The sequence below is a fragment of the Nitrosospira multiformis ATCC 25196 genome, assembly GCF_000196355.1.
GTDB lineage: Bacteria > Pseudomonadota > Gammaproteobacteria > Burkholderiales > Nitrosomonadaceae > Nitrosospira > Nitrosospira multiformis.
Genome location: NC_007614.1, coordinates 999,216 through 1,013,178 on the forward strand (window position 1 = coordinate 999,216; position 13,963 = coordinate 1,013,178).

Genomic DNA, 13,963 nt, shown 5'->3' on the forward strand with positions numbered 1-13,963 from the left:
GAGACTGCAGCCCAACCGCTGACCCGGCTTTCATCCCCTCTATTCCTTTTTCGGGGTGATTTCGAGGTTATCGATGAGCCGGGTTTCACCCAGGCGGGCTGCTCCCAGCACCACCATATTCCCATCCCTGGGCTGGGCTGGCGCCAGGGTATCTCTCTCGCGTATCGAGACGTAGTCGGTGTTCCAGCCGTGGGTGGCAAGAATTTTCATCGCGTTTTCCTCTAGTCCGGCAAAATTGCGATTGCCGCCTTCTATCTCCCGCTTGACTTGCGACAGCACCTGATACAGCCGGATTGCCTCGGCGCGCTCCTCCTCACGAAGGTAGCGGTTACGCGAGCTCAATGCCAGGTTGTCCGAGGCGCGAACTGTTTCCCCGGCAACGATCTCTATGGGTAAATTAAACTGCCGCGCCAGTTCGCGTACAATATGCAATTGCTGATAATCCTTTTTTCCGAATACCGCGGTCTGCGGCTGCACGATATTGAAGAGCTTTAGCACGACAGTTGCCACGCCCCGAAAAAAGCCGGGCCGGTACTTCCCTTCCAGCATGTTTGCGATGGGGGAGGGTTCCACCATGAATTCTTGCGGCACGGGATAAAGGGTTTTTTCTTCCGGCGCGAACACGATGTGAACGCCCTGCTCTTCGAGAAGCGCGCAGTCCTGCTCCAGCGTGCGGGGATAGCGGTCAAAATCCTCGGTGGGGGCAAACTGCAGGCGATTTACAAAAATACTTGCGATTACGCATTCCCGATGTTGCCGGGCGGCCCGAATCAGGGACAAGTGTCCCTCGTGCAATCCGCCCATCGTCGGCACGAAGGCGATGGAGGATTCGCCCACGAGGCGGGTTCGCAGCGGTGAGATATCCGTGATGACGTCCAACTTGGATCGGTAGTCAGAATGTATGCTCGGGCCCAGGAAATTCCCCGGTTTTGACCGCCCTGGTATAGTTTTGCACAGCCTCCTCGATGCTGCCCGCGCCCGTGAGGAAATTCTTCATGAACCTGGCCTTTTTGCCTGAATAAATGCCCAGCATGTCGTACAGCACCAGTACCTGCGCCGAACAATCCTTCCCGGCGCCGATGCCGATGGTAGGAATGGAGAGCGTTCGGGTAACCTGCGCTGCAAGGGCGGCAGGCACGACTTCCATCAAAAGCATTCCCGCTCCGGCCTGTTCGAGCGCTACCGCATCCTCCAGCAACTGCTCGGCTTCATAGTCGGTCTTTCCCTGCACCTTGTAGCCCCCCAACTGGTTTACCGACTGGGGCGTGAGGCCAATGTGCGCGCAGACGGGAATGCCGCGCTGCGTCAGGAACTCCACGGTTTCGGCCATGACGGAACCGCCTTCGATCTTGACCATGTTGGCGCCTGCTGCCATGAGTTCGGCTGCATTGCGGAAGGTTTCTTCGGGACTCACCTGCGAGGTGCCGAAAGGCATGTCCGTCATGATGAAAGCCGTGCTTGCGCCGCGTTTCACGCAAAGTGTATGGTAGATCATGTCATCCAGAGTAACCGGGAGGGTAGTCTCTTCACCCTGGATCACATTTCCCAGTGAATCCCCCACCAGCAGGATATCGACGCCTGCTCTTTCCAGCAATGCCGCAAAACTTGCGTCGTAGCAGGTGACGATGGCGATTTTCTCTCCATCATCCCGCATTTTTTGAAAGACATCTTGTGTGATACGCATGGTTCAGCTCCTGGTTGCATGTATCGGATAGATCATCCCACCCATTTTCGGGTTCCTGTTTTCCGGTTTGCTCATCTTTCGAAATTGAAATATTCCCTCGGGCCGCGCATTTGCTCGACCTGCCTCAGCAGTAATGCGAAATCTTCTTCGCTCTCAACGAAATTGAGATGCTCACTGTTGATGATCAGAAGCGGGGCATCCTCATAGTGATGGAAGAAGCGCGCATAGCTGTCGGCCAATCGCCACAAATACGTTTCGGAAATGTTTTTTTCATAGGAACTGCCGCGGCGCTTCACCCGCTCCGCCAGCGTGGCGGGTGAAGCTTGCAGATAGATCACGAGGTCGGGGGTGAAAGCTTCGGGTTGCAGATGGCGATAGATTTTTCGGTACAGCTCGTATTCTGCGTTGTTGAGCGTCAGTCCCGCAAACAGCGGGTCCTTATCCAGCAGGAAGTCGCTTATGGTCGTTTTCGTAAACAGGTCGATCTGCGTCAGGTCCTGCAACTGGTTGGCACGCTGAAACAGAAAAAACAGTTGAGTAGGGAGCGCATAGCGGCGGATATCCTCGTAGAACTTGCCGAGAAACGGATTTTCCTCGGGTTTTTCCAGCAGGAGCTGTCCACCCGCATACTCCGCCATTCGTCGCGCCAGGCTGGTTTTTCCCACGCCGATGGGGCCTTCCACCGCGATGTGGCGATATTCCTCAAGTTTCACGTGTCCAGCTCGCGTTCCAGCCGCTGTCCCTTACAGGCAGCAAGCAATTCCCTTATGTTGTCGTGTCCCGGTATGCTGCTGATCGACGCAATTTCGAGCAGGGGCTGCAATACGAATGCCCGTTCGTGCATCCTCGGATGAGGCAGAATCAGGCTATCCTCATTCAGTTGCAGGTCATCGTACAGCAGCAAGTCGAGATCGAGTGTGCGCGGCGCATTGAGATACTCGCGCATCCGCCCGTGCTTTTGCTCGATCCCGAGCAGGGCTTTCAGCAGATCCCGGGGTGGCAGGGCGGTTTCGATATGCGCGACTGCGTTGATGAAATCAGGCTGGTCCAGGCGTCCCATCGGGGCGCTGCGGTAGAGCGAAGAACGCGCCTGCAAGCGCGTAAAAGGAAGCTCACCCAGTTCTTCAAACGCTTTTTGCACATGCGCTACAGGTTCATCCAGATTACTACCCAATCCGATATACGCATGCGAGGCGATTCGAACGTCGTCAGCCCCGTTCATGGGGCAGAACCATCCTGCTTCCCGGATACTCCGCGGTCGCTCTCGCCTGCAGGGAGAATGCCCGATTTTTTACGGCCACGGTTTCTCCTGCGTCTCTTCTGGCCCTCATCGCTGATCAGCATGGCTTCACGTTCGCGGGAACTTGCATGCTGGAATGCTTCCCACCATTTGCCCAGTTCCTCATCCACTTCGCCGCTTTCGCAACGTAATAGCATGAAGTCGTAGGCAGCGCGAAAGCGGGGATTTTCAAGGAGCCGGAACGGTCTGCTCCCGGAGCGGTGGGCAAAGCGCGGCTGCATCATCCAGATTTCCTTCATGATGGCATCGTACCTGCGTGGAATTGCCAGGTTCTTGTCCTGTGCGGCCAGCACGTCGTTCATTGCCAGGTGCAGGGCGGGAACCGGTCTTTCCCCCGTCGCCTGGTAAGCATTCCAGGATGCGAGCACCTCGTGCCATAACAGGGCGGCAAACAGGAATCCCGGCGATACAGGCTTTTCCTGCCGCACGCGCTCATCCGTATTTTTGAGCGCGAGCGTGATAAAGCGCTTGCCCAGCGGTTGTTCCCGTATCACATCCAGCATGGGAAGCAGGCCGTGGTGCAATCCTCGTTTCTGCAAATCGGTCACGCAGGCCAGCGCATGGCCGGATAGCAGCAATTTCAGCATTTCATCGAACAGCCGCGAGGGCGGCACATGCAGCAGCAGGGGGGCCAGTTCGCTGATAGGAGCGGCCGTGTCGGGATCGATTTCCATGCCGAGCTTGGCGCCCAGCCGTACCACCCGCAGCATACGTACGGGATCTTCGCGGTATCTCCGTACCGGATCTCCGATGATGCGCAGGCGGCGTGCCTTCAAGTCCTCATAGCCGTTCAGATAGTCCCAGATTTCCTCGTGGACGGGATCGAAGAACAGCGCATTCACTGTGAAGTCCCGCCGTCTCGCATCCTCCTCCTGACTGCCGAATACGTTATCGCGCAAGAGGCGCCCGTGCTCGTCCGCATGCTCGTCGGCACCCAGCCCGCCTGTCTCTCCCGATGGGCCGCCGCGGAAGGTGGAAACCTCCACGGTTTCCGCTCCCCACATGACATGCACCAGCCGGAAACGGCGGCCAATGATGCGCGAGCGCCGGAAAACAGCGCGTACTTCCTCCGGTGTGGCATTCGTGGCGACGTCAAAATCCTTTGGCTCCAATCCCAGCACCAGGTCGCGCGCGGCACCGCCCACAATGAAAGCGGAATATCCCGCTTCCTGCAGGCCTGAGGTAACTTTGAGCGCACCGGAGCTGATGTGATCGCGCCTGATGCCATGCTGGTCGCGCGTAATGATATGCGGCTTCGTGGAGGAAGTGCGGGCAGAAGGGAGGGAAGCGGATGTGTTGCGCTTGAAGACGCGATCGATAAGTTTACGAATCATTGTGAATACAGATGAACAAGCTCCGGGATTCCGTCATCCCGTGCGGCGAACTCATCCAAAAGGGGAAGATCAAGTGAGGGCAAACAGCCACTGCCGTCCACGACCCTTGCTGGAAAAAGCGCGGAAGAATTGCTGCTGAGAAAAAGTATGCCTGAAATTCCAGATTATACACTCGGCACCGCTTGCGGGAAGAAATGGTGCTGCCTGCCTGCGATGAACTCCTCCAGATTACAGTGATAAAGCGCTTCAAGATTATCGCGCTTGAGCACCTCGTCTATACTGCCGCTCATGGCATGGCCGTCGTCGAACAACAGCAATGCGTGGTTGCAGAATTTCACTGCCCAGCCTATATCGTGCAGCACCATTGCGATGGAACTGCCTCGCTTCGCCAATTCGCTGAACAGGATCATGGTCCCGAGTTGATGGCGCAGATCGAGGTGTTGCAAGGGCTCATCCAGCAGATAGCATTTGGGCGACTGGGCAAGCAGCAGGGCGATACGCGCGCGCTGGCGCTCGCCGCCGGAAAGCGTGACCAGTAGACGGTCGGCAAGGCCGGCCAGTTCCATTTGCTCGATAGCGCGAGCTGTCATCTCGAGGTCGACCGCCTGCCAGCCGACCAGGCTGGCTGCATGAGGATGCCGGCCGAGCAGCACGTATTCATGCACGGTACCCCAGAACTCGCCGGGCTCATCCTGCAACAGAATGCCGAGATTGCGGGCAAGCTCCCGCCGGGACCACTGCCCAAGCGCCTTCCCCGCCATGGTTACGGACGGATCCTGCCCCGCATCCTGTCCCCCCTTCGGCGGGTGCAGCCCCCCCAGGGCATGTATCAAGGTCGTCTTGCCGCAGCCGTTCCGGCCCAATATTGCCCAGCATTCCCCCGGGTTGACGGTCAGGTTCAAGTCGCGGCACAGGATCGTGCCAGGATGCTGCAGGGTCAGATTTCTTGTTTGTAGAATCATTCACGAACTCGAAAAATCCGCGATGAAGAACCGCATCCAGATCATTCTTTTTATGCCCTCAGGTATTCGCTTTTCCTTCCCAGCCAGCGATGGAGATGGCGTTTCGCCGCTTCCGGATAATCACGCAGCAATTCCACGGCGATCGTCCGTGCCGTATCGAGCAGGTCTTTATCCCGTTCCAGATCAGCGAAGCGCAGCATGGGCAGGCCGCTCTGACGCGCACCCAGGAATTCGCCGGGCCCCCGCAGTTGCAGATCCTGGCGGGCTATTTCAAAGCCATCCGTGTTTTCAAAAATAATCTTGAGCCGCTCGCGCGCGTTTGGGGAGAGAGGGGGCTGATACATCAATATGCATACGCTACCGGCCGCCCCTCGTCCGATCCGTCCGCGTAGTTGGTGCAGTTGCGCAAGGCCCATGCGTTCTGCATGCTCGATCACCATCAGTGACGCATTGGGCACATCCACGCCCACTTCGATCACTGTTGTCGCTACGAGGAGATGGATTTCACCTCGCGCAAATGCTTCCATCACATCGGATTTCTCCTGAAATGAAAGCCTGCCATGCACCAGGCCGATTCTCAATTCCGGAAAAGTCCCGGTCAGCCCCTGGTGGGTTTCCAGCGCGGTCTTGAGCTGCAATGCCTCAGACTCCTGGATCAACGGACATACCCAGTAGGCCTGCTTTCCCTCACGGCAGGCTTCCCGTACGCGCGCCGTTACCTCGTCGCGACGGGCGTCGGCGACAAGCTTGGTTACCACCGGTGCGCGTCCGGGCGGCATTTCGTCTATTACGGACACATCCAGATCAGCGTAATAGCTCATCGAAAGGGTGCGTGGAATGGGTGTTGCGCTCATCATCAACTGATGTGGCATGGCGTACGCTCCGGCTCCTTTTTCTCGCAATGCCAGCCGCTGGTGAACACCAAAGCGATGTTGTTCGTCAATAACCACAAGTCCCAGCCTGTCAAACTCCACTTGGTTCTGGAACAATGCATGTGTCCCGATGGCAAGCAGGGCGTTGCCGGCAGCAATATCGGCAAGCGTGGTTTCCCGTTCCTTCTTTTTCTGATTGCCGCCGAGCCACGCAATCCGCAGCCCACGCGGCTCCAGCAGGGGGGCAAGCCATGTGGAGAGTTTCCGATAATGCTGCTCCGCAAGAATCTCGGTCGGCGCCATCAGTGCTGCCTGAAAATTATTTTCAATCGATTGCAGCACAGCCAGTGTGGCAACGATCGTTTTGCCGCTCCCCACGTCACCCTGCAACAGGCGTTGCATGGGATGGGGCTCCGTCAGATCGCGGCTGATTTCGGCGAAAGCCTTCTTCTGGGCTTGAGTGAGATCGAAAGGCAGCAACTTCAGCAGCGCTCTGGTCAAATCGTTTTTTGCTATCAAAACAGGGGCGCTGCCGTTGCGCCGCTGCTGATAATGGACCCGCATCGACAATTGCTGCGCCAGCAATTCATCGAATTTGATCCGCTGCCAAGCGGGATGAGTGCGCTCCCGCAATAGAGCAGGCGACGCATTTGGTGGGGGTTGGTGCAGGAATAGCACACTGTCCTTGAAACCCTGAAGCTGGCAGCGTTTGCGTATGGACTCTGGCAGCGTTTCGCAGAGAGTTCCCTCCTGGTTTCCGCCCTCTCCTGTTTGCAGGACCCGGGAAATCAGTTTGCGCAGTGCTTCGGAAGGAAGTCCCGCCGTAGAGGGGTAAATCGGAGTGAGAGCGTCCGGCAGGGGTTCATTCCCGCGCAAAATCCGGCATTTGGGATGAACCATTTCAACACCGAAAAAGCCGGGACGGGCCTCTCCCAGCAAGCGCACCCGCGTACCCACTGAATATGCTTTTATCTGACTCCCGTAAAAATTCAGGAAGCGCATGAACAAAACACCTGTTCCATCCTCCACCTGGCATACCAATTGCCGCCGTGGCCGGTACATGACTTCGCTTCGGATGATCGTGCCTTCGACCTGCACTGTTCGATCCGCAGGTACATCACTGATGGGGTAGAGGTGCGTCTCGTCCTCATAGCGAAACGGCAAATGCAGTATCAGGCTTGAAGCATCGGTAATGCCGAGTTTGAGGAGCTTGTCCCTGATTGTCCCGCTGATGGGAGAGGTGGCGAGCGACTGCATCCGTCGTGGAAATGCATCCTTTGGACTAGCGCGCGGGTTCCTGTATCACCCCTCAGTCCTCACGCGGGCACCACCAGCACCGCATCGATCTCCACCAGTGCGTTCCGCGGGAGCGCGGATACCCCGATGGCAGCGCGCGCAGGGTAGGGCGTGCTGAAATATTGCACCATGATTTCATTCACCTTCTGGAAATTGGAAAGGTCCGTGAGATAGACGTTCAATTTGACGATATCCCTGAGGCTGCCCCCGCCGGCCGCTGCAACCGCCGTCAGGTTCTGGAATACCCGATGGATTTGATTCTCGATGCCTTCCACCATCTGCATGGTAGAGGGTTCGAGACCGATCTGACCGGAAATGTAGACCGTATCGCCCCCGCTGACGCGTATTCCCTGGGAATAAGTGCCGATAGCCTGCGGCGCATCCGTTGTATGTATCGTCTTTTTTTCCATCTTGTCTCCTTTGGTTGATAATACGTTGACATAATAAGCCGAAATTTGAAACTACGGGTATCGTGTTTGCGATATGATGACGGGAACCTCAGCACATTTCAACCATGCAAAAACTGATCATTCAGGGAGGGGTGCGGCTTTCCGGCGATGTAACCATTTCCGGAGCCAAGAACGCGGCACTGCCTATCCTGTGCGCCTCCCTGCTTACCGGGGAAACCCTCGTCGTCGAAAACGTTCCGCATCTGAATGATATAACCACCATGCTGGACCTGCTCCAGCAGATGGGGGTTCGAACCAATGTCGACAGCAATCGTACGACTGAACTCACTGCGGCATATCTTTCCAATCTCGTTGCGCCGTACGAAATGGTGAAAACCATGCGGGCTGCAATTCTGGTGCTGGGTCCCATGCTTGCGCGGGCGGGAGCCGCAAAAGTGTCGCTGCCCGGCGGGTGCGCCATTGGCCTGCGTCCCGTTGATCAGCATATAAAAGGATTGCAGGCAATGGGTGCGGAGATCGAGATCGAGCACGGTTATATTCATGCAAAGGCGAAACGCCTTAACGGCGCGCATATCGTGATGGATATCGTCACGGTCACCGGCACTGAAAACCTGATGATGGCGGCCACGCTGGCGGAAGGGACGACTGTGCTGGAAAATGCGGCGCGGGAACCGGAAGTGATGGATCTCGCGAACTGCCTTATCGCCATGGGAGCCAGAATTCAGGGAGTCGGAACGGACATCATCACCATTGAAGGCGTGGAAAGCCTGCATGGTACCCACTATTGCGTCATGCCCGATCGTATCGAAAGCGGCACGTTCCTGGTAGCAGCCGCAGCCAGCGGTGGCGAAATATATCTCAGGCAGACGCGCACCGATACGATGGATGCGGTGCTCGACAAGCTGATGGAAGCGGGGGCTGCCATCGAGTCAGGTGAAGACTGGATACACCTGAAAATGAATAATCCGCCGAAATCGGTAAACCTGCGGACGGCCCCTTATCCTGCCTTTCCTACCGATATGCAGGCGCAATTCATGGTATTGAATACCATCGCTACCGGAACCGCAATCATTACCGAAACCATATTCGAGAATCGCTTCATGCACGTGCAGGAATTGGAGCGTATGAATGCTGACATCAAAGTCGAAGGCAATACCGCAGTGGTATGCGGCGTGGCCGGCCTCGATGGAGCCAACGTCATGGCAACCGATCTGCGTGCTTCGGCCTGTCTGGTTCTGGCCGGGCTGATCGCCCGGGGTGAAACGATCGTTGATCGTATTTATCATCTTGACCGTGGTTATGAACGGATCGAAGAGAAGCTGTCGGCGCTGGGTGCACGAATCAGGCGCAGTTGAGGTATTGCAACCAAACGAATTATTTGAGCTATGCATCATGCTTAGCTCAATCCGGCCGAGGTCCTCACTCCCCTCTCTCACTTGCGGAAGAGAGGTCGGGGGAGAATAAAAAATTGGGGGAAAGGGGAAAAAAAGAGCAGGTGTGCTTCAGGGCACCGTCATTGCAGGTCGAAAACCCAGATAGCGCATACGTTTGTTGGTATCGAACCAGTTGCACATACCCGCCCGCATGTCCTGGGGCCGGTGATTCCAGGAGCCACCGCACAGGAGGCGTTTTGCACAATTCCCTTTCCGGCAGGTATCCATCCACTGCCAGACATTCCCCATCATATCGTACAGGCCAAAGGCATTAGGTTTGAAACTGCCGACAGGAGCGGTTCTCCTGTTATCCCACTCGCTCCCGCATCCATCGCAATTGGCGTTATTGCGCCCGACGTCGTTGCCCCAATAGTATTGAGTAGTCGCGCCGGCCAGGGTGGCAACTTCCCATTCCTCTTCCGTGGGCAGCCGGTAAGTCTTGCCGGACTTATCCGACAGCCATCGCAAGTAAGCTTGCGCGTCATCCCAGCTTACATTCACAACCGGTCTTTTACCGCGCCCCCAGCCATTATCGGGGGGAACATACCCACCGCAGCCGCCTCCTTCAACACACGCCTCCCAGTCGTCGAACGTTACGGCGTATTTACCCATGGCAAATTTCTTGCCTGCAATGGATACCATTTCAGGACAGACGGGGCACGCTTTTGCGGAGTTCAAGGTATTGTTTTCGCTCGCCGTCACCGGATTGCAAAAGAGCGCGACAATGCTTATGAATAGCGCTAAAGCTGAGGTGTGCAGGGGGCGAAGATATACCAATTTCATGAGTTGCATCTGAGCAAGTGAAAAGACTGGCCAGCAAATTCGATAATTGTATAGAAAAGCCGTTGATATCCAAAACTTCACGAAGAATCAGATTAATGCAGGCAATATGTATGTTAGCGCACGGAATGACATTGGAATCAGGGGTACTGTGCGATTTCAGTCAATCGCTGAGCTGATAAGGAGAGTAATCATGAAACGTTCTTCCTTGATATCCGCGTACACACTGCTTCCAATTGTCGCGGCATTTGTTCTCGGTGTGAGTACGTCGGGTGGAGCCTATGCTGGTGAGTACGATATGCCGGACGAGATCGCACCGGCTGATTCTCCGGCCACTCGGGATACGGACGATAAAGCCGGGGATAAGAGCATCAAGGAAAGATTGCACATGAAGGAAGGCACTTCGATGAAAAGAGGTCAGGATAATTCCAGATACCAGACCGACGGTACCGAAAGATATGAGGAGAAGAAGGATTACAGCGGCAGTGGGCCGAAGCGCGAAGACCGCTATTGATAAGTGAGGGCGGCGATCATTCTCCTCGGATCGCCGCTCTCTCGGCATAGCCGCGGGCAGGCTATACGGTCAGGTGTGGCTTGAAACCTTGAATTCTGCTCCTTCTCCACTCCAGACTCCCTCTCCCCAGCGGGGAGAGGGGGTTCCCGAGTTTCTCGGGGATCGAACAGGGTCGGACAGGAAAGCCCCTTCACCACTTACCGATTGATCGGCTTATACCTGATCCGCTTGGGCTTTGCGGCTTCCTCCCCGAGGCGTTTCCGCTTGTCCGCTTCATATTCCTGGTAATTGCCATCGAAGAATGCCACCTGCGAATTGCCCTCGAACGACAGGATATGGGTAGCGATACGGTCAAGGAACCAGCGGTCATGCGAGATGACCATCACGCATCCCGCAAACTCTAGCAACGCATCTTCCAGTGCACGCAGAGTTTCCACATCGAGGTCGTTGGAAGGCTCATCCAGCAATAGGACATTGCCTCCGGCAATAAGCGTTTTAGCCAGGTGAAGTCTTCCACGTTCACCCCCGGACAAGTTACCCACTATCTTCTGTTGATCCGAGCCCTTGAAATTGAAACGGCCAAGATAGGCGCGTGCTGGCGTTTCATATCTGCCGACCGTCAGGAGGTCATGCCCGTCCGAGATCGCATCGAATACGGTTTTACCGTCTTCCAAGGCGGCGCGCGATTGATCCACATGGGAAATTTTCACGGTTGCGCCGATTTCTATATTGCCGGAATCCGGCTGCTCCTTTCCTGTAATCATCCGGAAAAGCGTGGATTTTCCGGCTCCATTCGGACCGATGATACCGACAATGGCACCGGGAGGCACCTTGAAACTCAGATTGTCGATCAGCAGGCGATCGCCATATGCTTTCGATACGTTCCTGAACTCGATGACTTCGTTACCCAGTCTTTCGGCCACAGGAATGAAGATCTCCTGCGTTTCGTTACGTTTCTGGTACTCCTGCGAATTGAGTTCATCAAAGCGCGCAATACGTGCCTTGGATTTTGCCTGGCGTCCCCTGGGGTTTTGTCGTACCCACTCCAGCTCTTTTTTAAGCGCTTTCTGGCGTGCCGATTCGGCTGATTCTTCCTGTTTCAGGCGGGTTTCTTTCTGCTCCAGCCAGGAACTGTAATTGCCCTTCCATGGGATGCCGTGCCCGCGGTCGAGCTCCAGGATCCATTCCGCCGCGTTATCGAGAAAATAGCGATCGTGCGTCACTGCCACTACAGTACCCGGAAACCGTGTAAGGAATTGCTCCAGCCATTCCACTGACTCCGCATCCAGGTGGTTGGTAGGTTCGTCTAGCAATAGCATGTCCGGTTTGGACAGCAGCAATTTGCATAAGGCGACACGCCGTTTCTCGCCACCCGAGAGATTCTTTACGATGGCGTCCCATTCCGGCAGACGCAGCGCATCGGCTGCGACTTCCATCTGCTGACCGATGTTTCCGCCGCTGGCGGCGATGATCGCTTCGAGCCGGCTTTGCTCGGACGCCAGGGCATCGAAGTCCGCATCCGGCTCGGCATAGGCAGCATAAACCTCCTCCAGTTTCTGTTGCGCGCTGAATACCTCCCCCAGCCCTTCCTGTACCGCTTCGCGTACCGTGTGCTCGGCGTTGAGCTGCGGCTCCTGTGGAAGGTAACCGATATTGAGGTTGGGCATGGCAGTGACTTCGCCCTCGATATCCTTGTCCACGCCCGCCATGATTTTCAGAACGGTTGATTTGCCTGAACCGTTGAGTCCCAGCAAACCTATCTTTGCGCCGGGAAAAAAACTGATGGAAATATCCTTGAGTATCGTGCGCCGGGGTGGAACCACTTTGCCCACCCGGTTCATGGTAAGTACGTATTGGGCCATAACTGAATGAAAAATTGAAAAAATTCGAGTTTAACGCATGAGAGTCCCAGCATGAAGCACTATCCGGACAGAATATTCTTCTGCTGTTTCATGTATCGAAAATCACGCAACAAATGCTGAGCTAGCGTTATTTCTTTATAATTCCTCCCGCTCCCGGCAGTAGAAAGATTTCTTTATCTGAACCCCCACGGACTCCTGATTTTTTTGCGCGTGGCCGGACCCGCCCCGGCTTCGATTACGCACGTTTGGCGGTGGATTGGAGTGAAATAAATGCTGTTTTCTCTGAGAAGCGCGGCGCTTGTCATCGTTGCCGCAAGTGGTTTATTGGTCGGTTGCGCGACCTCGGAAAAAGTACAAGTGGTGCAGCCCGGTGACCCGAACCTGTCCTGCAATGCAATCAAGGGGGAATTTGCGAGGCTTGACAAAGCACAAGCTGACATAGATTCAAAGAGAGGGGTTACTGGAACCAATGTTGCAGCAGCCCTTTTTTGGCTTCCGGGCCTGGCCTATACCTATTATGATGCCGGGGAGGCAACCCGGTTGATCAGTGACAGAAGGAGTGCGCTTACGACCATCTATAACAACAAAAATTGCCAGTAAGCCATCGCTTGGCCTGTTTGAGCTGCTTGCTCTGAAAGGGGCAAGCGTCAGGCCGCAAATTGCGCAGCGCCCGATAAATTTCTCGTGCCTTTCTCCTGCCTTTCTCATGGCTTGTGCGACGTCGCCCGGGCAAGCCGCTCGGCATTATCCCTAGTGTCATACATATTGATAACAGGCTTATCCTTTGCCGCCTTTTCCATTCTGGCCCGAATTCCGGCTGCCATTTCATTATTGCGCTGCACTGCGGGACGCGCCTCCATTGCAGTAAACCAGCGCATGAAGCTCGGGAAGGCCTCTCCACCGACGCCGCGCTCCGCATGCCCTTTACACCAAGGGTAGGTGGCGATATCGGCGATTGAATATTCATCGCACCCGAGCCACGCGGATGCGCCCAGCCGGTTTTCCAGCACTCGATAGAGGCGCAGCGACTCATTGTTGTACCTGTCCCGCGCGTATTGGTTGTCTCTGGCCTGCCGATTGAAATGGTTCGCCTGCCCGAACATGGGGCCGATATGCGCCACCTGGAAGAACAGCCATTGCAGCGTATCATAGCGCTTATGCGCCTCCACAGGCAGGAATCTGCCTGTTTTCTCCGCGAGATAAAGGAGAATCGCACCCGATTCCATCATTGTGTAGGGGCTACCCCCCGGACCCTCCATATCCACGATCGCCGGAATCTTGTTATTGGGATTGAGTTTCAGATGCTCCGGCTGGAATTGCTCCCCCACATTGATATCGACGTCGATGTGTTTCCATTCGATTCCGATTTCTTCCAGCATGATCATCACTTTCTGGCCGTTCGGGGTTGGACTGGAATGCAGTTCGATCATGATTCCTCCTGGGTCACTTGCATGATTGGTTCTTTCCGTCAATTACTCGTGGATGGCAGAGCATGGTCCCTCCATTGTCTGGTTTG

At 55.7% G+C, this 13,963-nt stretch carries 14 protein-coding genes; 3 read left to right on the forward strand and 11 right to left on the reverse strand.

The genetic code is table 11. The features are described 5' to 3' along the window. Positions 1-39: 39 nt before the first annotated feature. From panC to NMUL_RS04680, 8 genes are all read right to left on the reverse strand, one after another. Positions 40-879: a pantoate--beta-alanine ligase gene (panC, locus tag NMUL_RS04645; RefSeq protein WP_011380226.1), complete on the reverse strand. Its 840-nt coding sequence runs from the start codon at positions 877-879 to the stop codon at positions 40-42. 13 nt (positions 880-892) lie between these two features. Further along, a complete protein-coding gene (gene panB, locus NMUL_RS04650) occupies positions 893-1,684 on the reverse strand; it encodes a 3-methyl-2-oxobutanoate hydroxymethyltransferase (RefSeq protein ID WP_011380227.1) in 792 nt (263 codons plus the stop codon). A 71-nt stretch (positions 1,685-1,755) separates the two neighbouring features. Next, positions 1,756-2,397 carry a deoxynucleoside kinase gene (locus tag NMUL_RS04655; RefSeq protein WP_011380228.1) on the reverse strand — a complete coding sequence of 214 codons (642 nt, stop codon included), beginning with the start codon at positions 2,395-2,397 and terminating at the stop codon, positions 1,756-1,758. Next, on the reverse strand, positions 2,394-2,906 hold the full coding sequence (folK, locus tag NMUL_RS04660) for a 2-amino-4-hydroxy-6-hydroxymethyldihydropteridine diphosphokinase (protein WP_011380229.1): 513 nt from the start codon (positions 2,904-2,906) through the stop codon (positions 2,394-2,396). The genes NMUL_RS04655 and folK overlap by 4 nt, the downstream gene beginning before the upstream one ends. Continuing rightward, positions 2,903-4,318, reverse strand: a complete 1,416-nt coding sequence (gene pcnB / locus NMUL_RS04665) for a polynucleotide adenylyltransferase PcnB (RefSeq protein WP_011380230.1) — start codon at positions 4,316-4,318, stop codon at positions 2,903-2,905. Before pcnB ends, folK begins: the two co-directional genes overlap by 4 nt. Positions 4,319-4,482: 164 nt before the next feature. Beyond that, the gene (locus NMUL_RS04670) at positions 4,483-5,280 is read right to left on the reverse strand and encodes an ABC transporter ATP-binding protein (protein WP_011380231.1); all 798 of its coding nucleotides are present in this window, start codon (positions 5,278-5,280) and stop codon (positions 4,483-4,485) included. Between the two features lie 50 nt (positions 5,281-5,330). After that, positions 5,331-7,409: an ATP-dependent DNA helicase RecG gene (recG, locus tag NMUL_RS04675; RefSeq protein WP_011380232.1), complete on the reverse strand. Its 2,079-nt coding sequence runs from the start codon at positions 7,407-7,409 to the stop codon at positions 5,331-5,333. Between the two features lie 59 nt (positions 7,410-7,468). Further along, positions 7,469-7,858 carry a RidA family protein gene (locus tag NMUL_RS04680; RefSeq protein WP_011380233.1) on the reverse strand — a complete coding sequence of 130 codons (390 nt, stop codon included), beginning with the start codon at positions 7,856-7,858 and terminating at the stop codon, positions 7,469-7,471. A 104-nt stretch (positions 7,859-7,962) separates the two neighbouring features. Between NMUL_RS04680 and murA the strand changes: the two genes are divergently transcribed. Further along, the gene (gene murA / locus NMUL_RS04685) at positions 7,963-9,213 is read left to right on the forward strand and encodes a UDP-N-acetylglucosamine 1-carboxyvinyltransferase (RefSeq protein ID WP_011380234.1); all 1,251 of its coding nucleotides are present in this window, start codon (positions 7,963-7,965) and stop codon (positions 9,211-9,213) included. A 147-nt stretch (positions 9,214-9,360) separates the two neighbouring features. Here murA and NMUL_RS04690 read toward each other — a convergent pair whose 3' ends face one another. Continuing rightward, complete coding sequence (locus NMUL_RS04690) at positions 9,361-10,074, reverse strand: formylglycine-generating enzyme family protein (RefSeq protein WP_049783060.1); 714 nt, start codon at positions 10,072-10,074, stop codon at positions 9,361-9,363. Positions 10,075-10,264: 190 nt separating this feature from the next. On the opposite strand from NMUL_RS04690, the gene NMUL_RS04695 reads away from it, so the two are divergent. After that, entirely contained in the window at positions 10,265-10,585 is a 321-nt protein-coding gene (locus tag NMUL_RS04695) for a hypothetical protein (protein WP_041352387.1), read from the forward strand. Positions 10,586-10,782: 197 nt separating this feature from the next. Here NMUL_RS04695 and ettA read toward each other — a convergent pair whose 3' ends face one another. Continuing rightward, positions 10,783-12,447 carry an energy-dependent translational throttle protein EttA gene (ettA, locus tag NMUL_RS04700; RefSeq protein ID WP_011380237.1) on the reverse strand — a complete coding sequence of 555 codons (1,665 nt, stop codon included), beginning with the start codon at positions 12,445-12,447 and terminating at the stop codon, positions 10,783-10,785. A 270-nt stretch (positions 12,448-12,717) separates the two neighbouring features. Between ettA and NMUL_RS04705 the strand changes: the two genes are divergently transcribed. Next, entirely contained in the window at positions 12,718-13,047 is a 330-nt protein-coding gene (locus NMUL_RS04705) for a hypothetical protein (RefSeq protein WP_011380238.1), read from the forward strand. 104 nt (positions 13,048-13,151) lie between these two features. Here NMUL_RS04705 and NMUL_RS04710 read toward each other — a convergent pair whose 3' ends face one another. Continuing rightward, positions 13,152-13,877: a glutathione S-transferase N-terminal domain-containing protein gene (locus NMUL_RS04710; protein ID WP_011380239.1), complete on the reverse strand. Its 726-nt coding sequence runs from the start codon at positions 13,875-13,877 to the stop codon at positions 13,152-13,154. Positions 13,878-13,963 lie beyond the last annotated feature (86 nt).